Origin of the sequence: Cupriavidus laharis (assembly GCF_914271435.1) — a bacterium.
Taxonomy (GTDB): domain Bacteria; phylum Pseudomonadota; class Gammaproteobacteria; order Burkholderiales; family Burkholderiaceae; genus Cupriavidus; species Cupriavidus laharis.
Map to the genome: position 1 here is coordinate 32963 of NZ_CAJZAI010000017.1, position 19758 is coordinate 52720.

Sequence of the window (19758 nt, forward strand, 5' to 3'; positions counted from 1 at the left end):
AACCAGCTTTCAGTAGGCACCGCCAACGGCGTGCCGGGCAACAAAGTGGCCAACGCCACCGCTGCCGGCGACCGGCACCAGCGGCTGCACCACCGGTTCGTCGCCGACCGCGCGGATCGGGCTGGGGATCTCGTCCGGCAACGGTTCGCGCCGCAGATGCCGGCGCGCCGGATCGGCAATCGGCACGGCGGCCATCAGCTTCTTCGTGTACGGGTGCTGCGGGTTCTCGAAGATCGCGCGGCGCGGGCCGATCTCCACGATCTGGCCGAGGTACATCACCGCCACACGATGGCTCACGCGCTCCACCACCGCCATGTCGTGCGAGATGAACAGGAAAGCGATGCCCAGCTCGCGCTGCAGGTCCAGCATCAGGTTGACGATCTGGGCCTGGATCGAGACGTCGAGCGCCGACACCGACTCATCCGCCACCACCACCTTCGGGTTCAGCGCCAGCGCGCGCGCAATGCAGATGCGCTGGCGCTGGCCGCCGGAAAATTCGTGCGGGTAGCGTGCCGCATGCGCCGGGTCCAGCCCCACCTTTTCCAGCAACCAGGCGACGCGCTGCTCGGCTTCCTTGCCGCTCTCCACCTTATGCACCAGCAGCGGCTCCATGATCGAATAGCCGACCGGCACGCGCGGATCGAGCGAGGCGAACGGATCCTGGAAGATGAACTGGATATTGCGCCGCAGGGTCTGCAACGCGGCGCCTTCCATGCGGCTGATGTCCTGCCCGGCGAATTCGATCGAGCCGCTCTGGCTTTCCACCAGCCGCAGCAGCGACCTTCCGGTGGTCGACTTGCCGCAGCCCGATTCGCCGACCAGCGCCAGCGTCTCGCCCGGATAGAGGTCGAAACTCACTTTCTCCACCGCGTGCACGCGCCGCGTGACGCGGCCGAACAGGCCACCCGGCACGTCGAAGCGCGTCACCAGGTCGCGCACGCGCAGGATCGGCCTGGCTTCGGGCGACACGGTGTCCTGCGGCGCCGCGGACACCGGCGCCGAATCGCCAAGCTGCAACAGCGGGAACTTGGCGGGCAAATCGGTACCCTGCATGGCACCCAGCTGCGGCACGGCCGACAGCAGCGCGCGCGTGTACGGATGAGCCGGGGCGCGGAACACTTCATCCGAATCGCCCTCTTCCACCTTCTCGCCGCGATACATCACCAGCACGCGGTCGGCCACTTCGGCCACCACGCCCATGTCGTGCGTGATAAAGACCACGCCCATGTGCATTTCCGCCTGCAGGCCGCGGATGAGCTGCAGGATCTCGGCCTGGATGGTCACATCCAGCGCGGTAGTGGGCTCATCGGCGATCAGCAGCGCCGGCTTGCACGACAGCGCCATCGCGATCATCACGCGCTGGCGCATGCCGCCAGATAGCTGGTGCGGAAAGCGGTCCAGCACGCGCTTCGCTTCCGGAATGCGCACCAGCTCCAGCATGCGCAGTGCCTCGGCACGCGCGGCGGCGCGGCTCTTGCCTTGGTGCAAGCGGATCGATTCCGCGATCTGCTCGCCCACCGGGAACACCGGGTTGAGCGAGGTCATCGGCTCCTGGAAAATCATCGCCACGTCGGCGCCGCGCACGCTGCGCAGCGTCGCATTGTCGGCGCGCGCCAGGTTGATGACCTCGTCGCCGCGTCGGCGCAGCGCCATGCTGCCCGACACGATCTTGCCGCCGCCATGCTCAACCAGCCGCATCAGCGCCAGCGACGTCACCGACTTGCCGGAGCCGGATTCCCCCACGACTGCCAGCGTCTCGCCGCGGTCCACATGGAAAGACAGGTTGCGCACGGCCTCGACGGTGCGCTCGGACGAGGCAAAGCGCACGGTCAGCCCGTCCACAGACACCACACGCTGCGACGGCAGCACGATGCTTGCTTGAGAAGAGAGTTCAGCCACTGGCTCCCCCTTGGATTCCTGCGGAAATTGCTGAAAGAAAACGGCGCGTCAGCCGTAGATCGCCACAGTCACCGGGCCGTCCGCTCGGGCAAAGCCGCGGTACATGCCTTCGGTGTTGAACGGCACCGTGACATTGCCCGCGCGGTCCACCGCGATCAGGCCACCGCGGCCGCCGATGGCGGGCAGCTTTTCCATGACCACGCGGCGCGCGGATTCCTCGAGCGACAGGCCGGCATAGCGCATCTGCGCCGAGACATCGTGCGCGGCCACAGTGCGGATGAACATTTCGCCGGTACCCGTGGCCGAGACTGCTGCCACGTCATCGGCGTAGCAGCCGGCGCCGATCAGCGGTGAATCGCCGACGCGGCCGACCTGCTTGTTAGTCACCCCGCCCGTGGAGGTCGCGGCCGCCAGGTTGCCGAAGCCGTCGCACGCCACGGCGCCGACGGTGCCGAACTTGCTGTCCGGATCGATCGGATCGGCCTTGCCAGCCAGCGCGCGCGCGGCCAGCGTGGCCGCATCGTGATCGAGCAGCGCCATGCCCTCCACGGCGCGGGCACGCTCCCATTGCTCGTAGCGGGCCTTGGTGTAGTAGTAGTCGCGCGACACGAGTTCCAGCCCGTGCGCCTGCGCAAAGGCTTCCGCACCCTCGCCAGCAAACAGCACGTGCTCGCTGTAGTCCATCACTGCGCGCGCGGCCAGCACCGGGTTGCGCAGGCGTGTCACGCACGCCACAGCGCCAGCGTTGAGCGTCGCGCCATCCATCACGGCGGCATCGAGTTCGTAGGTGCCGGCGTGCGTCAGCACCGCACCCTTGCCGGCATTGAACAGCGGGCACTCTTCCAACAGGCGCACGGCTTCCGTGACGGCGTCGATGGCCTTGCCGCCGCCGGCCAGCACACGCTGGCCAGCCAGCAGCACCTGTTCCAGCGCCTCGGTGTATTCGCGTTCGCGGGCAGAATCCATGGCGGTACGGGTGATGGTGCCAGCGCCGCCGTGGATGGCAATGACTGCTTGGTTCATGGGACTACGCTTTCGGATGCTTGGAGGAGTTGCGGCGCGCGGCGCCGGGCTTGCCTTCGCCATCGGCTGGCGCCGCAGGTTGTCCGGGCTGCGTGGCCGCCGCGTTGCCGGCGCTCGCTGCGTTGGCGCCATACAGCCACGGCAGCACGAATTCGGTCATTTCTGCGGCGGCCTTGACCGGGCGCTCGGCCCGGTGCGCCACGGCGCCGCACAGCGCCTCGATCAGCGCCAGCACTGTGGCATCGGAATTGGCTGAGAGCCGGTTCGCGGCCTGCGCGTAAAGCGCGATATCGGCGATCGGTGCCAGCGGCGAGGTCGGGCCATCGGTCAGCGCCAGCACGCGCGCGCCGCGTGCCTTGGCGCGCTGGGCCAGCACCAAGGTGTCGGACACATAGCGCGGAAACGCAATGGCAATCACCAGGTCGGTAGGGCGCAGCTTGAACAGCTGGCGCGCCGCGTGCGAAGCGCCACCGGCGCCCGCCACCGAAGTCACCATGCGGCAGTGCATTTCCAGCCCGTGCTGCAGCAGCCCCGCCAGGAAACCGCTGGCGCCGAAGCCGGCCACATAGACACGCTCCGCGGCAAGGATGGCGGACACCGCCCGCTCGCACGCATTCGCGTCCAGCGCGCGGCGGGTGGCTTCCAGGTTCGCGGCGGCATCTTCCAGCGATGCGGCGAACACCTCGGCCGCCGTGGCCGGGCGCTCCAGCTCCGAGCGCAGCCGCTCCACCGGCGCCAGCGTGGCTTCGAAGCCGCGCACCAGTTCGGCGCGGAACTGCGGATAGCCGTCAAACCCGAGCGCCCGTGCAAAGCGGTTGGCCGTGGCGACCGATACCTGCACCGCCGCGGCGAACTCATCGATACGCATCGTGGCCGCACGGAACGGATTGGCAAGCACGTACTCGGCCATGCGCTGGTGCGCGGGCGTCAGCGCAGGCAGGCTGCGCGCAATGCGTTCGGAGATCGAGGTGCCGTCCGGCATGGGTGTCAGGAGAGCTGGCCGATGTGAAAACAAAGCACCGGCCGTGATGTCTGCAATGAAAATTAATTTACACGGAGACCGGGAGGAAGAAAACATAGTTTTCATCATGCAAGGGTAATCCCTAGTGCCCACCGCCAAACGAGCGGGTCAGCGCCCACGGGAAACGCTACAATGCCGCCCAGCGCCGCATTCCCGGCTGCTGCCCGCGCTTTCGCGTGCTTTTCCGCTGTTTACCCCCGCTTACCGACGCTCCTGCCTTCCCCGTGATCCGAATCGACCAGCTTGTCCTCCAGCGCGGCACCAAGGTGCTGTTCGACCACACCAGCGTGACGCTCAACCCGGGCGAGCGCGTGGGCCTCGTCGGCGCCAACGGCAGTGGCAAGTCCACGCTGTTCGCAATGCTGCGCGGCGAGCTGCACCCGGACGGCGGCGACGTGGCGGTGCCCGCCCAGTGGCGCATCGCCCACGTGGCGCAGGAAACGCCGGCGGTAGCACGTAGTGCTGTGGACTACGTGATCGACGGCGACACGCGCCTGCGCGAGATCGAAGCCGCCATTGCCGAAGCCCAGGCTGTCGGCGACGGCAGCGCGGAGGCCGAGGCCCACGCCGCCTTTGCCGATGCCGACGGCTACACCGCCCCGGCCCGTGCCGAGGCCCTGCTGCTCGGCCTGGGCTTCACGCTGACGCAGGTATCGCAGCCGGTGTCGTCGTTCTCAGGCGGCTGGCGCATGCGCCTGAACCTCGCGCAGGCGCTGATGTGCCCGTCCGACCTGCTGCTGCTCGACGAACCGACCAACCACCTGGACCTTGACGCCATTGTCTGGCTGGAAGACTGGCTCGCCCGCTACCCCGGCACGCTGGTCATGATTTCGCACGACCGCGAATTCCTGGACGCGATCTGCAACGTCACTGTCCACATCGAGAACCAGCAGCTGCGCCGCTACGGCGGCAACTACACGCTGTTCGAGACCCTCCGCCTGCAGCAGATGGCGCAGCAGCAGTCGGCATACGTCCGCCAGCAGAAGGAAATCGCGCACCTGGAATCGTTCATCACGCGCTTCAAGGCCAAGGCGACCAAGGCGCGCCAGGCACAAAGCCGGGTCAAGGCGCTCGAGAAGATGGAGCGGCTGGCGCCGGTCCACGTCGCGGCCGGCTTCGCGTTCGAGTTCCGCGAACCCGATGCCGCCCCGAATCCCATGATGGTGCTGGATGGCGTCGACTGTGGCTATGCCGAGGCCGATCCGCCGGTGACCATCCTGCACAAGCTGGCGCTGTCGATCCAGAACGGCCAGCGCATCGGCCTGCTCGGCGCCAACGGCCAAGGCAAGTCGACGCTGGTCAAGACGCTGGCGGGCACGCAGGATCCGCTCACAGGCACGCTGCGCCTGGGCAAAGGCCTGCAGATCGGCTACTTCGCCCAGCACCAGTTGGAAACGCTGCGCGACCACGACTCGCCGCTGCAGCACCTGGCCCGGCTGGCGCCGGACACGCGCGAGCAGGAGTTGCGCGATTTCCTCGGCAGCTTCAATTTCCGCGGCGACATGGCAACTTCGCCGATCGAGCCGTTCTCGGGCGGCGAAAAGGCACGGCTCGCGCTCTCCCTGATCGTCTGGCAGAAACCCAACCTGCTGCTGCTCGACGAACCGACCAACCATCTGGACCTAGACACGCGCGAGGCGCTGACCATGGCGCTCGCGCAGTTCGAAGGCACGCTGATCCTGGTCTCGCACGACCGCCACCTGCTGCGCGCCACCGCCGACCAGTTCATGCTGGTCGCCGATGGCACCATCAAGCCGTTCGACGGCGACTTGGACGACTACCGCGACTGGCTGCTGCAGCAGGCCGCGGCCAAGCGCAATGCTGCCGCGGCCGCGCACCAGGCGGAATCAGGCGGTGCTGCGACCGCGGTCAACCGCAAGGACCAGCGCCGCGCCGAAGCGGACGAGCGCCAGCGCCTCGCGCAACTGCGCAAGCCGTTGACGAAGGAACTCGATAAGGTGGAAAAGCGCATGACGGTGCTGCAGGCCGCCAAGACGGAGATCGACCAGTTCATGGCCGACGAGACCAGCTATGCCGATGCCAACAAGGCGAAGCTGATGGAAATGCTCAAGCGCCAGGGCGAGGTCAACGGCGAGCTGGAAACGCTGGAAGAGAAGTGGCTGGAACTGCAGGAGCAGATCGAGCAGATTGCGTAGGGGTTCGAGTCCCCTCCCTGCACCACCATGCAGAAGATCGTGGTGATAAAGAAGAACCGGCGCATTTTGCGCCGGTTTCTTTTTATTTTCCCTCAACGGAAATTCTTCTCCCGCCGGATCAACCCCACCGCCAGCGTCAGCGTCAGGATGAACAGCCAGATCAGCGACCACGCCGGCACCGACAGCCCCAGCACCGGCGGCAGCGGTGCCGTGCACAGCCCGTCCGAATAGAAAAGCAGTGGCAGCACCTTGGCCGTCGGCAAGGCATTGACCCAGTTCTCAAGCGGATCGATGCCGCAGCTCGCCTTGGGGTTCAGCAGCAGCGACACGTGATACACGGCCACGGCAATGCCACCGACGCCGGACAGCATGCCCAGCCCCTGCCACAGCGAACGCGTGTTCTGCGCAACGGCGGCCAGCAGCGAGAACAGGCCGATGCCAATAAACGCGAACCGCTGCATGATGCACAGCGGACAAGGCTGGTAGCCCTTTTCAATCTGCAGGTAGAGCGCAAAGCCGACCAGCCCGAATGAGATGATGGCGATCAGCAGGAAATAGGCGCGGGAATTGGCTTGCATAAGCGGGCTTGCATCAACGATAAAACGGATCGGGATCACGGTTGCAGGCACGGGTCCGTGCCGGCTGTTGGTCGGCATTATTACCGATTTTGCGAAATGTGCTCTGCCGCACATGAGGAAACGCCGGGCCCGGCCCTGTGGCGGATTGCCGCAGGGTCGCCGCAAGCTCAGCGGGGACGGCGGGCAACGGCCTCCCAGCCGGCGAGTATCGATCTTCTGGCGGCAACCGGCGCATAGTCGTCATCGCGCCATTGGCGCAAGCGCAGGCGCGTGGTCTCGATTTCGATCGGACCGGCCATCGGTCAGTCGAGATGGCGCACGCGATCGATGGCCTGTTCGATGCGCTCGACCGCGATCACCTCCAGTCCGTCGATCCTTTGCTTGGGCGCGTTGGCCTTGGGGATCACAGCCAGCGTGAAACCGAGCTTCGCCGCTTCCTTCAGGCGTTCCTGCCCGCGCGGGCTGGGACGGATTTCCCCGGCCAGGCCCACCTCGCCGAACACGACCAGGCCACGCGGCAGCGGCTTGTTGCGCATCGACGAGTGGATCGACAGCAGCACGGCCAGGTCGGCCGCGGGCTCGGTAATCTTCACGCCGCCAACTGCATTCAGGAACACGTCCTGGTCAAAGCAGGCAATGCCCGCATGCCGGTGCAGCACCGCCAGCAGCATGGCCAGCCGGTTCTGTTCGAGGCCCACGGCGAGGCGCCGCGGGTTGGGCACGTTGGCGGTATCGACCAACGCCTGCACTTCCACAAGCAGCGGGCGCGTGCCTTCCTGCGTCACCAGCACGCAGGAGCCCGGCACCGTCTCTTCATGCTGCGACAGGAACAGTGCCGACGGATTGCTGATGCCGCGCAAGCCGCGCTCCGTCATGGCGAACACGCCCAGTTCGTTGACGGCGCCGAAACGATTCTTGAAGGCGCGGATCAACCGGTGCGAGGAATGCGTATCGCCTTCGAAATACAGCACGGTATCGACGATGTGCTCCAGCACGCGCGGGCCGGCCAGGCTGCCTTCCTTGGTGACGTGACCCACCAGGATGATGGTGGTGCCGCTGCTCTTGGCAATGCGCGTGAGCTGGGCCGCGCATTCACGCACCTGTGCGACCGAGCCCGGCGCCGAGGTCAGCGCCTCGGAGTACAGCGTCTGGATGGAGTCGATCACCGCTACCTCGGGCTTTTCGACCTCCAGGGTGGCCTGGATCTTCTCCAGCTGAATCTCGGCCAGCAGCCCGAGTGTCGGGCTTTCCACGCCCAGGCGCTGCGCACGCAGCGCAATCTGGGCGCCGGATTCTTCGCCGCTCACATAGAGCACCCGCCGCTGCCCGGCCAGGTTGGCGAGCGCCTGCAGCAGCAGCGTCGACTTGCCGATGCCCGGATCGCCACCGATCAGCACCACCCCGCCCGCCACCAGCCCGCCGCCGAGCACGCGGTCGAACTCGTCGATGCCGCTGGAGAAGCGCGGCACGTCCGCGGCTTCGATCTCGGAAAGCTTGCGCACCATGGCCGATGCCGCCAGCGGCTGGAAGCGCTTGCCCGCGCTGCTGCTTTCCGCCACGGTCTCGACCAGCGTGTTCCACTGCTGGCAGTGCGGGCACTGGCCGGCCCAGCGCGGCAAGGTGCCGCCGCATTCGGTACAGGTGTAGACGGTCTTGGTCTTGGCCAACGGGAGATCCTTGAAGGTAAGTGCCAGGCAAGTGCCGGAAACGCTACGGCCGGCCACCACAGGGCGGCCGGCCGTCAGGACAGATCGCTGAGAGCAGCGCTCAGGCCAGCAGCGGCGAGGCGCTGTCCGACGCGGTGATGGTGGCCACGGTAGTCGGCACCCGCGGCGCCAGCGCGCACATCAGCTCGTAGCCGACCGTACCGCTGGCCTGGGCGATATCGTCGATCGGCAGGCCCTGGCCCCACAGCGTGACCGGGCTGCCGGCCCTGGCCTTGGGGCACGGCCCCAGGTCCACGCACAGCATGTCCATGGAAACGCGGCCCAGCAGTTCGGTGCGCACGCCGTCGACCAGCACCGGGGCTCGGTTCTCGCCCCAGCCGGTGGCGTGGCGCGGGTAGCCGTCCGCATAGCCACAGGCCACCACGCCGATGCGCATCGGCCGCTCGGCAGTGAACATGGAGCCGTAGCCGACCGTATCGCCGGGCTGCAGGTCCTGCACGGCAATCAGTTCACTGTGCAGCGACATGGCAGGCTGCAGGCCGACACCAGCGATGTCGGCCTCGCAGCCAGTGGGCGATGCGCCATACAGGATGACGCCGGGCCGCACCCACGCCCGGTGTGCCTCCGGATGCCACAGCACCGCGGCCGAGTTCGACAAGCTGGCCTCGCCCGGCAGGTTCGCCGTGGCGGCGTCGAAGGTCTCGACCTGGTGGGCGATGCCGCGCGGGCTGTCGGCATCCGAGAAATGGGTCATGTGGACGATACTGCCCACACACGGCATGGCGCGCGCGCGTTCCCACGCCGCGCGGTATTGCGACGGATGGAAACCCAGGCGGTTCATGCCCGTGTTGAGCTTGAGCTGGATTGCCAGCGGGCCTTTCGGGCGTGCGGTCTCCAGCATCCGGAGCTGCTCTTCACAATGCACCGCGGTAGTGAGGCGGTATTGTTCCAGCAGCGGCACGTCCTGCGGCTGGAAAAAGCCCTCCAGCAGCAGGATGGGGCCCTGCCAGCCAAGGTCGCGCAGCTGTACGGCCTCATTCAGGTCAAGCAGGCCGAAACCGTCGGCCGCGCGCAGGCCGGCAAAGACACGGCGGATGCCATGGCCGTAGGCATTGGCCTTGACCACGGCCCACACGCGGGAACCAGGCGCGTGGCGGCGGGCGACCTCCAGGTTGTTGGCAATGGCGGGTTGGTGGATGACGGCGTGGATCGGTCTTGGCATGAAGTGACATCTCGCAAGGCTTGCATCGCTGTCCCTGGCAGAATCCTTCAGACGCCACGGTGTGAGTCGAACGTCATGTCCTGCAGTATATGCACCAGATCAGGGAAGACCCGGTCTGCGGCCAGCGATGCGCAGTCGTTATTTGAACACATCTGTGGCCGCCCACCGGGAAATCCCGGGGAATCGCAGCGTGCCCCCGCTGTCAAACTGGCGCCTTTGCGGATTCGGGATTGTCGTGTTTTCGTGATATAAAGCCGGACGCTAAGGCCATGTTCTAAACGCGAAGCAATATGTCAATGACGGTCAGGCAAGCCGCGCGACGCCACGACGCCACGCATCCGACACAGTTCGACACGGCCGCAGCCCAGGGTCCCCTGCAACAAACCATGGCCGCGCCGCTGGGCGTAGCCCTTCCCATAGCGCACGCAGAACGCGATGGAGACAAAGTCGAAAGCATGAAGAAGGGTTTTTATACCATCATGGCCGCGCAGTTTTTTTCGTCGCTGGCCGATAACGCGCTGCTGATCGCCGCCATTGCCCTTCTCACCGAGTTGCATTCCCCGCAGTGGATGACGCCGCTGCTCAAGCTGTTCTTCGTTCTCTCCTACGTCGTCCTGGCCGCCTTCGTCGGCGCGTTCGCCGACTCCATGCCCAAGGGCCGGGTGATGCTCATCACCAACGCCATCAAGATCACGGGCTGCGCCATCATGATGTTCGGGCTGCACCCGTTGCTGGCCTACGGCATCGTCGGTTTTGGCGCGGCCGCGTACTCGCCGGCCAAGTACGGCATCCTGACCGAGCTGCTGCCCCCGGAAAAGCTGGTGATGGCCAACGGCTGGATCGAAGGGCTGACCGTGGGATCGATCATCCTGGGCACTGTGGTGGGCGGCGCGCTGATCTCCGTACACATTTCGCAGATCCTGCTGCACTTTGACATCCCTTACGTCGACACTGGCATCAATACCCCGGCTGAAGCCGCAATGGTGGTGATCATGCTGTTCTACGTGATCGCCGCCGTCTTCAACCTGTTCATCCCCGATACGGGCGCCCGCTACCCCCAACAGGAAAAGAACCCGATCAAGCTGATCGCGGAGTTCGGCGACTGCTTTGTCGCACTGTGGCGCGACAAGCTCGGCCAGATCTCGCTGGCCGTGACCACGCTGTTCTGGGGCGTGGGCGCCACATTGCAGTTCATCGTGCTGAAGTGGGCGGAGAAATCGCTGGGGCTGAACCTGTCTCAGGGCGCCCTGCTGCAGGCCGTGGTCGCGGTGGGCGTGGCCGTCGGCGCCATCATGGCAGCGGCACGCATTCCGTTGCGCAAGTCGCTGTCCGTGCTGCCCTTCGGCGTGGCCATGGGCGCCACCGTGATGCTGATGGCTTTCTACACCAAGGACGCCATGCCGCACGTAACGGTGGACGTAGCGGGCCTGCACATGCCGCTGTACATGGCCATCGCCTACATCTTCCTGATGCTGGTGGGTGCCATGTCCGGCTATTTTGTCGTGCCGATGAACGCACTGCTGCAGCACCGCGGCCACGTCCTGCTCTCGGCCGGCCATTCCATCGCCGTGCAGAACTTCAATGAGAATGTCTCAGTGCTGCTGATGCTGTGCCTGTATGCATTGCTGATCAAGCTGAACGTGCCGATCGGCATAGTGATCGTCGCGCTGGGCTTGTTCATCTGCATCACCATGCTGCTGGTCATGAAGGTGCACCGGTACAACATGCGCACCTTCAACTCGCTCGCCATGATTGGCGAGGACAAGCATCACTAGCCCACTGTGTCAGAGGGCTCGATAGCACGCCCCCGAGCCCGGTCCTCCCAGCCCGGCGGCACCACAAACCCACGCGATCGTTCGCGCCACCAGCCCGGCGCTTGCGCGCCGGCGGGTTCCAGCTCGCACAGCATGACCGGCGACTCGCGGCGCCAGCCGTGATCGCGGTGAGGATCGGCAAAACGCTCGGCCAGCGCCTCGCGAAGGGACTCCGCCGCTTCCGTGTCGCCCTCTTCCAGCAGCGCGCCGGACAACCAGCCCGTACGCGGCAGCCGGCACCAGCGCGTGCCTGACGCCTGGCGGGCGCGTGCGAACCAGTCATCGAGCGTGGACCACCAGCCGTGCAGATGGTTGCCGGCAATGCCCAGCCTGTCCAGCCCTTGCGGCACCTGACCGTCGCGATAGAACAGCCACCCCAGCAGATAGACTTCGCTGCGATCGACCGAGCGGTTCAGCAATACCCGCGCCTCTGCCGTGCGGGCCAGCGGCAGCTGCCGGCGCACGATGTGGTCGAGCTTGTCGCCGAGCCGGTCCACGAGGTTCGGCCCGACAAACCCGCGCAGCCCCAGCGGTTGTCTAGCACCGGCATCGACCATCAGGTAGAACTTGGCGGCCATTTCCCAATGCACCACCTCGCCGCTGCCCTGGTCCCGCCAGACGAAGTCGAGTTCGCCGAGCGTCTGGATGCCATGCCCGTGTGCACGCCTGACCGGTACGTTCGCCGCCAGCAGTTCCAGCCCCTGCGCATGGCGCAGCGCGAAATGCAGCAGGCGTTCGGCGTGGCGCCCCAGTCGCAGGCTGCGGGCGCGGCCGGGCTCTTCGGGCAAGGCATCGGTAATGCCGTCGGCAAGTTCGGCAATGGTGGCGGGCAAGACGGCGGGATCTGCCTGGTCAAGCCAGTGCTCCCAGGCGGACAGGGTGCCCGCGGGCCAGCGGGCCAGGCCCGCGCCGCCATTGCCGGCGTCGGACAGGCTCTCGAGCAAGGGCGGGGACAACGTGCACCAGGCCAGGTCGCGCGTGCGTGGCGACTGCGCCTGTCGCCACAGCGGCAGCGCCGGCGCATGCACGCCGTTGCCGCCGTGGTTCAGCGAAAGGTCAGGCCTGAGCTCCCGCACGGTCGTGTACCTCGCGGGCCAGGCACAGGTCTTCCCAGGCGCGTGCCTTGTCAGTCAGGGTGCGCAGCAGGTAGGCGGGATGATAGGTGACCACCACGGGAATCCCCTCGTAGCTGTGCACGGTGCCGCGCAGCTTGCCGATTGGCGTAGTGGTGCGCAACAGCGACTGGGCAGCAAAGCGGCCCAGCACGACAATGACCCTGGGCCGCACCAGCGCGATCTGCCGCTTCAGGAACGGCTCGCACTGCTCCACCTCTGCCGGTTCCGGGTTGCGGTTGCCGGGCGGACGGCACTTGAGCACATTTGCGATAAACACATTGCGTCCGCGCTTGAGTCCCAGCGAGCCCAGCATGTTGTCGAGCAGCTTGCCGGCCTGGCCGACGAACGGCTCGCCTTGCCGGTCTTCATTCTCGCCCGGCGCCTCGCCGACCAGCATCCATTCCGCCCCCCGGTCGCCAACGCCGAACACGGTATTGGTGCGCGTCTTGCACAGTCCGCAGGCCGTGCAAGACGCCACAGCGGCATCAAGCGCCGGCCAGTCCATGGCCCCGATGACAGCCCCGCGGTCCTGAACGGGTGCCATGCGCTCAGGTTCGGCGATGGCAGGCAGCCCAGGCTCTGCAAGGTCCGGCACCAGGGCCATGGCAACGGGAGCCTGCGCTTCGGCGGGCTCCGGCAGCAGCACAGGTTCGGCCGGAGCCTCGGGCTCGGCCAGCATGGAGGCTGGGAGGTCCCCTCCCGCTGCGGCATCCTGCGGGGCGCCCATGGGCTTGCGCGGCACCCACTCCGTCGGAATGCCAAGCACTTCCAGGAACTGCGCGCGGCGGCTCATGCTGCGCCCTCCCCGCCGGGCCAGGCACGGCGCAGCACCAGCGCGTCTTCGCGAGCCTTGCCGAACGCCGGATAGTAGCCCTTGCGCCGGCCGATCTCGACAAAGCCCGCCTCAAGATAGAGCGCCAGCGCTCCCGTGTTGGAGGGCCGCACCTCCAGCAACACGGTATGCAGGTGGTGCGTGTGCGATGTGGCCAGCACCACTGCCAGCATCAGGCGGCCCAGCCCCTGCCGTTGCCGGCGCGGCTCCACGGTGATGTTGAGCAGGTGCATCTCGTCGACCACCGGCATCAGCACGGCATACGCCACCAGCGTGCCGGATGGATCGCGCAGCGTCAGGCCCATATGGCCGGCCTTGATGGAGTTCTCGAAATTGCCGCGCGTCCACGGATGGCTGTAGGCGCGCGCCTCGATCTCGGCCACCGCCTGCAGATCCAGCGCGCTCATGCGCTCGATCGCCCAACCGTCGGCCAGCGCAGGCATGACCGGAATGTCCGGCCAGGCCGGCGCCTCGGCCGCATCCGAACGGTAGGACACGCTCATGATGCGCTCCCCGCAGCCGCCTGCGCGGCGGCCTTGGCGGCAGCAGCCGCTTCGCGCTCCTCGATGGTCTGGGCGACCTTGTCGCGCAGATAGATCGGCATGGCGCGGGCGGCATCGATGGCCTCGCCGCGCGCCAGTGCACGCAGGGCGATGGCCACCATCGGCAGCGCCTGCGGCATGGCCTCGGGCAGCACGCGCGCGGCGCGCGCCAGGCCGGCCAGCCGTTCGCCGAACACCGTGGCAGCGTTGCCGGCCACCCAGAACTCCCCAGCGGGCAATGCCACGGTTTCGGGCGGACCAACCAGCATCGGCGTTTCGGCCACCCATTCGTGCGCGGCGGCATCCCAGCGGAAGGCGCCCGAATAGGCCTCATCCATGCGCGCATCCAATGCGACCAGCACAGACACATCCGGCGGCAAGGCAGGCGTGGCGCCGCGTGCGCTTTCCGCGCAGGCCATCAGCGTATTGACCGGAATGACCGGCAGCCCGGCCCCGAAGGCCAGGCCCTGGGCCACGCCGCAGGCGGTGCGCAGGCCCGTGAACGAACCCGGGCCGGCCCCAAAGGCTATGGCCGCGCAATCGGCCAGCGCAATGCCGGCCTCGGCCAGCAGTTCGCCCGTGGCGGGCAGCACGCGCGCGGAAGAGCGCGCGCCGGTATGTTCATGGCGAGACCATGACTCGACCGCGCCATCTGCCGTGGCACGGCCCAGTGCGACAGAACACCACTCGGTGGAAGTTTCGACAGCAAGAATCCAGGACATGGCGCGATTGTAGCCGGTGACGCCCCAAACCGAGTCCTTCCTCGGTTTTTTGACAGGTGTGCGTGCCGGGTTGGGGGCTATCATCGGGCCACTCTTTTCTCTCGAACCCTCCAGGAGACCCCATGAGTGACCTGCAAGCCCGCTTCGACCAGGCCCAGATCGATGTCAAGCAGCTCAGCGAGCGCCCCAGCAACATGACACTGCTGCGCCTGTATGCGCTGTTCAAGCAAGGCAGCGAGGGCGACGCCCACGGCGACAAGCCCGGCATGACCGATTTTGTCGGCCGCTACAAGTTCGAAGCGTGGGAAGCCCTCAAGGGCACCACCAGGGATGCAGCGATGGAAAGCTACATCGCTCTGGTGGAAGAATTGCGCAGCGGCGCCACGAACTGATATCCGCAGGCGCCGGCGTCAACCGCCTGGCACCGGCTTCGGCCGGATGCGCCAGGACGCCAGGATGGCCGTGGCAATCACCACGCCCACGGCCAGGAAGGTTTCATCGAAGGCGCGGATGCGCGCGGCCTGCGCCAGCACATCGCCGCCCTGCCCCAACACCGCGCCATGCTGGTTCAGCCGCCATTGCAGGCCAACGCCCGCCAGGCTGACGCCGATCGCCCCGCCGAGCTGGCGTACGAAATTGATGCAGCTCGACCCCTGCGCAATCAGCGAGAAATCCACGCCGCGCATCGACCCGAGCGTCAGCGACGGCAGGATGCAACCCAGGCCAATACGCCCGAGCACCGCCAGCGCCACCAGCACCAGGTACGGCGTGGACGGCGAGCCCGTCGCCATCAAAAGGAACGACAACGCCAGCAGCACAAGGCCGAACGACACCTGATGATGCGGCGACACCCGGTGCGTGACGCGCCCCGCCACCGCAATCGTCAGCGCCAGTGCGACGCCGGCCGGCAGCAGCACCAGGCCCGCGCGCGACGGCGTGTAGCTCAGCGCCATCTGCATGTACACCGGCAGCAGGTAGGTCGAGCCGAACAGGCCGGCGCCGTAGATGAAAGCCACCACCGCGCCCGCAGAGAACTGCCGGTAGCTGTACAGCCGCATGTCCATCAGCGGATCGGCCGCACGCAGCTGCCACATCACGAACACCACAATCAGCACCACGCCCAGGCCGGCCAGCATCAGCCCGGCGGTCACGCTTTCGCGCATTTCCACCAGGCCGTTCAGCAGGCAGACCGTCGCGATGCCGGCCAGCGCCAGCCCGCGCCAGTCCAGTGGCTTGCGCTCGCCCATCATGATCGAATCGACGGCCATGAAGCGCCGCGCCATAACCGCGCCAAGCAGGGTCAGCGGCACCACCACGAAGAAAATGGAACGCCAGCCAAATGCCTCCACGAGGAAACCGCCCAGGCTTGGCCCGAGCGCCGGCGCCAGCACCACGCCGAATCCGAACAGGCTCATGGCCTTGCCCTGCTCGCGCTCCTCGAACACGCGCAGCACCAGGATGTTGGGCAGCGGCTGCATGATGCCCGCCGCGGCGCCCTCGGCCACGCGCATCGCGATCATCACGCCATAGGTCGGCGACAGCCCGCCCACCAGTCCGCCCACGCCCAGCAGCGCCAGCGCGCCCAAAAAGGTACGCCGCAGGCCATAGCGGTTGAGCAGCCATGGCGTGAGCAGCATCGCCAGCGTCATCGCGATCATGAAGCTGGCCGCCACCCACTGGGCACGTTCCTGCCCCAGCACGAAATGCCGGCTCAGGTCCGGAATGGCAACGTTGATGATGGTGGAGGAAACGATGGACGACATCGTCCCCAACATGAGCGTGAGCAGCACCAGCCAGCGCAGCCGGTCGCCATAGCGCTCGCGCAGCACAGCGCGGGTCGGCCCGCCCGACCCGCCGCCGGAGCCCTCCGGCGCAAGCGGGGCGCGGCTCACCCCAGGCGCCCCGTGGCGGCGATCTCGCGGATCTTGCGGACGGTGTCGATGTCGGCCTCGTGGTAGGCGGACTTGACGATCTCGGCGTAGCGGTCGTCGCCGCTGGCGTCCACGGCCGGCATGGTCGTGTCGTAGACAAAGCGCAGCAGCAGTGCACCCGGCGCAGGGGTCTCGATCACCATCGTCAACGTGCCACCGGCGTGTTCGGCCGTGGCGGCGGTCTCATAGCGAACCTGGCGGCGGGGTTCGAACACCACGCGGTCACGGATAGCCGCCGCGCCGAAATGCAGCACGCGGCCGATCCAACCTTCGCCGCGGCCGACGACTTCCGCCCGGTCCAGGCCCAGCACGAATAGTTCGGGCGACTCGGCGCGCAGGACCAGCCCTTGCCAGAGCTGGTCAGGCGTGAGCGGATCCAGTTGAGGATTGCCTGGATCGTTGATCTCTACCAAGTGCTCGAAACGCAACTTTCCTCTCCATGTTTTGATGTAATCGATATTATGAAGTGTCTTGCCTGTTCGTCAGCACCATTTCACTGCGCAGCGCAGCATCGGCGCCACGCTTGCCCGGAGTCACCGCATGGCTCCGAACGCCAGGCCTGAAGCCCAAGGTCCCCAGGATGCCGATGCCCGCTTGGCCCTCGGCGATGCGCTGCAGCCCGCGGTGCGCGAGCTCCTGGCGCGGTGATATCGCTCCTGACAGGAGTTGTCAGGAGTAGAAGCGCACAATGCGCGGGCATTCCGCCCCCGAAGCTGTCAGGAGACCGTAATGGAGTTACTGATCAACATTGATGTCGATGACCTGCCGCGCGGCATTGGCTTCTACCAGGAAGGACTGGGCCTGCGCCTGAGCCGCAAGTTGTTCGACGAGACCGTAGCCGAAATGACGGGCGGCGCCACGCCCATCTACCTGCTCGCCAAGCCGCCCGGCTCACGCCCGACCACACGCGCCGATACCCGGCGCGACTACCGCCGGCACTGGACGCCGGTGCACCTCGATTTTGTCGTGGATAACCTCGAAGCCGCCATCGAACGCGCGCTGGAGGCCGGCGCCGAGATCGAGGACTGGCCGCAGGAGTTCGACTGGGGTCGGCAGGCCACGCTGTCGGACCCGTTCGGGCATGGGCTTTGTTTTATTGAGTGGAAGGGTGAGGGGTATGGGTCGGGTAGGCAATAGCCATGGATGAACAGTTGAAGAGAAGAAGAGCCTCAATCCGCATTCAGAGGAATCTGCTGGTGCAGCCGGGATGGCGCTGGCACAGTGCTGCGCCTGCACAACAGCATCCACCATGTGCCGCGACTCGCGGTCAAACGTTATAACATTGTGCTACTGCACTGATTTCAGCGCGACTAGCGAACCCGAGGTGGCGCAATGAAAGCAACAATTCGCAAGATGGGAAACTCCCAGGGCGTGCTGATCCCAAAACCGATCCTCGCCCAATTGGGCCTGGAAGATGAGGTTGAAATGGAAGTCGAAAACGATGCGCTGGTCATCCGGCGTCCGAGGAACAAACCGCGCCATGGCTGGGCAGAAGCCAGCAAGGCGATCGCCGAAGCCGGCGACGATACGCTTGTCCTGGGTGACTTTCCCAACGCTGGCGACGAAGACCTCAAATGGTAAGTCGTGGCGAGGTCTGGCTGGTTGCACTTGACCCGATGGTTGGCAGCGAAATCCGCAAGACACGTCCCTGCGTCATCCTTTCACCACCTGAACTCCATAACCATCTGCGCACTGTCATTGTCGCGCCCATGATGACCGGCAGTCGCCCCGCGCCATTCCGTACCCCCGTCACATTCCAGGGAAAGACTGGACTCATGCTGCTTGACCAGATCCGCACGGTCGATAAAGACAGGCTGGTCAAAAAGGCCGGGGAGGTCGTCGACGAGACCTTGCTGGCCGCATTGGCTGCCTTGCGCGAGATATTCGCAGACTAGTCCCAGCCAACGGCTCCGCGCCCGGCATTAAATGCCAGATTTTTCATTCCGCTTGAATTCATAAGCATATGAAAAAGAAATAGACGCAAAAATCCCCTGCGCCACCCCGCTTGGACGCAATTGCGTTAATCTGTGGCCCTCGCCTGCCGACCTCACCCGGACTACGGCGAGGCGCCTTTCAAGCCACAAGCTTCCAATAACATCCAAACTCTCCTATGCGCAGCATCTCCCTTTACAAGCGTCTGGCGGTTGTCGTGTCTGCCGTTGGTTTCATCGCCGCCGCGGGCAGCGTGTCGGCCCAGGAACAGACCATCCGCGTGGGCACCGTCAGCGGTCCGGACGCCGAAGTCTGGCAAGTCGTGCAGAAAGTGGCCAAGAAGAACGGCCTGAACGTGAAGGTCGTGGAATTCAACGACTACGTGCAGCCCAACGCCGCGCTCGACGCCGGCGACCTGGATGCCAACAGCTTCCAGCACCAGCCCTACCTGGACAGCCAGATCAAGCAGCGCGGCTACAAGATGGTGAGCGTGGGCTACACCTATATCTCGCCGCTGGGGATTTACTCGAAGAACCTGAAGTCGCCCAAGGACCTGCCGCAGGGCGCCAAGGTCGCCGTGCCCAACGATCCGTCGAACGAGAACCGCGCGCTGCTGCTGCTCCAGTCTCAGGGCGTGATCAAGCTTAAGGCTGGCGCGGGCTCCAACGGTGCCAATGCCACTCCGCTGGACGTGGCCGAGAACCCCAGGAAGCTGAAGATCGTGGAACTGGACGCCGCCCAGCTGGCCCGCGCCATGCCCGACGTCAGCGCCGCGGTCATCAACACCAACTACGCGCTGGCCGCCGGCCTGCAGCCGACCAAGGACGCGATCGGCCTGGAAGACATCCACAGCCCATATGCCAACATCATCGTGGTCCGCACCCAGGACAAGGACAAGCCGTGGGTGAAGAAGCTCGTGGCGGCTTACCAGTCGGAAGACGTGAAGCAGTTCATGAAGGCCCAGTTCAAGGGCGCAATGGTCCCGTCGTTCTGACGGACTGATCCGGATGCGGGGCTGGCCCCGCATCCGCTTGCCCTTCCAACGGGCAGGCACCCTCCCCAACCCTCGTTCCGCAAGCAGCAACCCACATGCAATGGTGGCTCCGCACCACCGTTGTATGCGCACCGCGCCTTGCCGGAAAACAGGGGCCGCAAACGGATGCATGCTACAGTGAGCGTCCTTCAACGCGAGAGCCCCCTGCATGCCGCGCTGCGCCAATGATTCCACGCTGACACGTGACGGGCTCCCTGGCCGTCACACATGGTGCATCGTGGATCCCCGACCGCGCCGGCAACCCCAGGCG

The 19758-nt window shown here is 66.2% G+C and carries 19 protein-coding genes; 7 read left to right on the plus strand and 12 right to left on the minus strand.

All coding sequences use genetic code 11. The features are described from left to right. Positions 1–9 precede the first annotated feature (9 nt). The 3 genes from LDO29_RS23775 to LDO29_RS23785 are packed head-to-tail and all read right to left on the minus strand — an operon-like array spanning position 10 to position 3904. Complete coding sequence (locus LDO29_RS23775; RefSeq protein ID WP_224082197.1) at positions 10–1899, minus strand: dipeptide ABC transporter ATP-binding protein; 1890 nt, start codon at positions 1897–1899, stop codon at positions 10–12. Positions 1900–1947: 48 nt separating this feature from the next. After that, on the minus strand, positions 1948–2922 hold the full coding sequence (locus tag LDO29_RS23780) for an isoaspartyl peptidase/L-asparaginase family protein (protein ID WP_224082198.1): 975 nt from the start codon (positions 2920–2922) through the stop codon (positions 1948–1950). 4 nt (positions 2923–2926) lie between these two features. Continuing rightward, a complete protein-coding gene (locus LDO29_RS23785) occupies positions 2927–3904 on the minus strand; it encodes a MurR/RpiR family transcriptional regulator (RefSeq protein WP_224082199.1) in 978 nt (325 codons plus the stop codon). Between the two features lie 263 nt (positions 3905–4167). On the opposite strand from LDO29_RS23785, the gene LDO29_RS23790 reads away from it, so the two are divergent. Further along, on the plus strand, positions 4168–6099 hold the full coding sequence (locus tag LDO29_RS23790) for an ATP-binding cassette domain-containing protein (RefSeq protein ID WP_224082200.1): 1932 nt from the start codon (positions 4168–4170) through the stop codon (positions 6097–6099). A gap of 92 nt (positions 6100–6191) precedes the next feature. On the opposite strand, the gene LDO29_RS23795 is transcribed toward LDO29_RS23790, so the two are convergent. The 3 genes from LDO29_RS23795 to alr form a co-directional block, all read right to left on the minus strand. Beyond that, positions 6192–6677, minus strand: coding sequence for a disulfide bond formation protein B (locus LDO29_RS23795; RefSeq protein WP_224082201.1), 486 nt, complete (start codon positions 6675–6677; stop codon positions 6192–6194). 302 nt (positions 6678–6979) lie between these two features. Beyond that, complete coding sequence (gene radA, locus LDO29_RS23800) at positions 6980–8344, minus strand: DNA repair protein RadA (protein ID WP_224082202.1); 1365 nt, start codon at positions 8342–8344, stop codon at positions 6980–6982. 100 nt (positions 8345–8444) lie between these two features. Next, a complete protein-coding gene (gene alr, locus LDO29_RS23805) occupies positions 8445–9566 on the minus strand; it encodes an alanine racemase (RefSeq protein ID WP_224082203.1) in 1122 nt (373 codons plus the stop codon). Between the two features lie 455 nt (positions 9567–10021). On the opposite strand from alr, the gene lplT reads away from it, so the two are divergent. Next, complete coding sequence (gene lplT, locus LDO29_RS23810; protein ID WP_224082204.1) at positions 10022–11341, plus strand: lysophospholipid transporter LplT; 1320 nt, start codon at positions 10022–10024, stop codon at positions 11339–11341. On the opposite strand, the gene LDO29_RS23815 is transcribed toward lplT, so the two are convergent. The 4 genes from LDO29_RS23815 to tsaB are packed head-to-tail and all read right to left on the minus strand — an operon-like array spanning position 11338 to position 14591. Then, positions 11338–12456 (minus strand): DUF1853 family protein, encoded by a 1119-nt coding sequence (locus LDO29_RS23815; protein WP_224082205.1) that lies wholly within the window; start codon positions 12454–12456, stop codon positions 11338–11340. The genes lplT and LDO29_RS23815 overlap by 4 nt on opposite strands. Then, positions 12437–13288, minus strand: a complete 852-nt coding sequence (locus LDO29_RS23820) for a uracil-DNA glycosylase (RefSeq protein WP_224082206.1) — start codon at positions 13286–13288, stop codon at positions 12437–12439. The genes LDO29_RS23815 and LDO29_RS23820 overlap by 20 nt, the downstream gene beginning before the upstream one ends. Beyond that, a complete protein-coding gene (gene rimI, locus LDO29_RS23825) occupies positions 13285–13830 on the minus strand; it encodes a ribosomal protein S18-alanine N-acetyltransferase (protein ID WP_224082207.1) in 546 nt (181 codons plus the stop codon). Before rimI ends, LDO29_RS23820 begins: the two co-directional genes overlap by 4 nt. After that, positions 13827–14591, minus strand: coding sequence for a tRNA (adenosine(37)-N6)-threonylcarbamoyltransferase complex dimerization subunit type 1 TsaB (gene tsaB / locus LDO29_RS23830; RefSeq protein WP_224082208.1), 765 nt, complete (start codon positions 14589–14591; stop codon positions 13827–13829). Before tsaB ends, rimI begins: the two co-directional genes overlap by 4 nt. A 122-nt stretch (positions 14592–14713) precedes the next feature. Here tsaB and LDO29_RS23835 point away from each other — a divergent pair, with 122 nt between their 5' ends. Beyond that, positions 14714–14983, plus strand: a complete 270-nt coding sequence (locus LDO29_RS23835; RefSeq protein ID WP_224082209.1) for an acyl-CoA-binding protein — start codon at positions 14714–14716, stop codon at positions 14981–14983. Between the two features lie 18 nt (positions 14984–15001). Here LDO29_RS23835 and LDO29_RS23840 read toward each other — a convergent pair whose 3' ends face one another. Next, positions 15002–16483 (minus strand): DHA2 family efflux MFS transporter permease subunit, encoded by a 1482-nt coding sequence (locus tag LDO29_RS23840; RefSeq protein WP_224082210.1) that lies wholly within the window; start codon positions 16481–16483, stop codon positions 15002–15004. Beyond that, complete coding sequence (locus LDO29_RS23845) at positions 16480–16950, minus strand: SRPBCC family protein (protein ID WP_224082211.1); 471 nt, start codon at positions 16948–16950, stop codon at positions 16480–16482. The genes LDO29_RS23840 and LDO29_RS23845 overlap by 4 nt, the downstream gene beginning before the upstream one ends. Positions 16951–17251: 301 nt before the next feature. Between LDO29_RS23845 and LDO29_RS23850 the strand changes: the two genes are divergently transcribed. The 4 genes from LDO29_RS23850 (at position 17252) to LDO29_RS23865 (ending at position 19448) form a co-directional block, all read left to right on the plus strand. Further along, the gene (locus LDO29_RS23850) at positions 17252–17659 is read left to right on the plus strand and encodes a VOC family protein (RefSeq protein ID WP_224082212.1); all 408 of its coding nucleotides are present in this window, start codon (positions 17252–17254) and stop codon (positions 17657–17659) included. 195 nt (positions 17660–17854) lie between these two features. Continuing rightward, positions 17855–18103 (plus strand): AbrB/MazE/SpoVT family DNA-binding domain-containing protein, encoded by a 249-nt coding sequence (locus tag LDO29_RS23855; RefSeq protein WP_224082213.1) that lies wholly within the window; start codon positions 17855–17857, stop codon positions 18101–18103. Next, positions 18097–18417: a type II toxin-antitoxin system PemK/MazF family toxin gene (locus LDO29_RS23860; RefSeq protein WP_224082214.1), complete on the plus strand. Its 321-nt coding sequence runs from the start codon at positions 18097–18099 to the stop codon at positions 18415–18417. The genes LDO29_RS23855 and LDO29_RS23860 overlap by 7 nt, the downstream gene beginning before the upstream one ends. 215 nt (positions 18418–18632) lie before the next feature. Continuing rightward, positions 18633–19448, plus strand: a complete 816-nt coding sequence (locus tag LDO29_RS23865) for a MetQ/NlpA family ABC transporter substrate-binding protein (protein ID WP_224082215.1) — start codon at positions 18633–18635, stop codon at positions 19446–19448. The last annotated feature ends 310 nt before the right edge of the window (positions 19449–19758 follow it).

Excerpts from the sequence above, each read along its gene's own strand:
- LDO29_RS23785 (WP_224082199.1), bottom strand. The coding sequence starts at position 3,904 with ATGCCGGACGGCACCTCGATCTCCGAACGCATTGCGCGCAGCCTGCCT.
- LDO29_RS23865 (WP_224082215.1), top strand. The coding sequence starts at position 18,633 with ATGCGCAGCATCTCCCTTTACAAGCGTCTGGCGGTTGTCGTGTCTGCC.
- LDO29_RS23855 (WP_224082213.1), top strand. The coding sequence starts at position 17,855 with ATGAAAGCAACAATTCGCAAGATGGGAAACTCCCAGGGCGTGCTGATC.
- LDO29_RS23835 (WP_224082209.1), top strand. The coding sequence starts at position 14,714 with ATGAGTGACCTGCAAGCCCGCTTCGACCAGGCCCAGATCGATGTCAAG.
- rimI (WP_224082207.1), bottom strand. The coding sequence starts at position 13,830 with ATGAGCGTGTCCTACCGTTCGGATGCGGCCGAGGCGCCGGCCTGGCCG.
- LDO29_RS23860 (WP_224082214.1), top strand. The coding sequence starts at position 18,097 with ATGGTAAGTCGTGGCGAGGTCTGGCTGGTTGCACTTGACCCGATGGTT.
- LDO29_RS23820 (WP_224082206.1), bottom strand. The coding sequence starts at position 13,288 with ATGAGCCGCCGCGCGCAGTTCCTGGAAGTGCTTGGCATTCCGACGGAG.
- LDO29_RS23850 (WP_224082212.1), top strand. The coding sequence starts at position 17,252 with ATGGAGTTACTGATCAACATTGATGTCGATGACCTGCCGCGCGGCATT.
- alr (WP_224082203.1), bottom strand. The coding sequence starts at position 9,566 with ATGCCAAGACCGATCCACGCCGTCATCCACCAACCCGCCATTGCCAAC.
- lplT (WP_224082204.1), top strand. The coding sequence starts at position 10,022 with ATGAAGAAGGGTTTTTATACCATCATGGCCGCGCAGTTTTTTTCGTCG.
- tsaB (WP_224082208.1), bottom strand. The coding sequence starts at position 14,591 with ATGTCCTGGATTCTTGCTGTCGAAACTTCCACCGAGTGGTGTTCTGTC.
- LDO29_RS23780 (WP_224082198.1), bottom strand. The coding sequence starts at position 2,922 with ATGAACCAAGCAGTCATTGCCATCCACGGCGGCGCTGGCACCATCACC.
- LDO29_RS23795 (WP_224082201.1), bottom strand. The coding sequence starts at position 6,677 with ATGCAAGCCAATTCCCGCGCCTATTTCCTGCTGATCGCCATCATCTCA.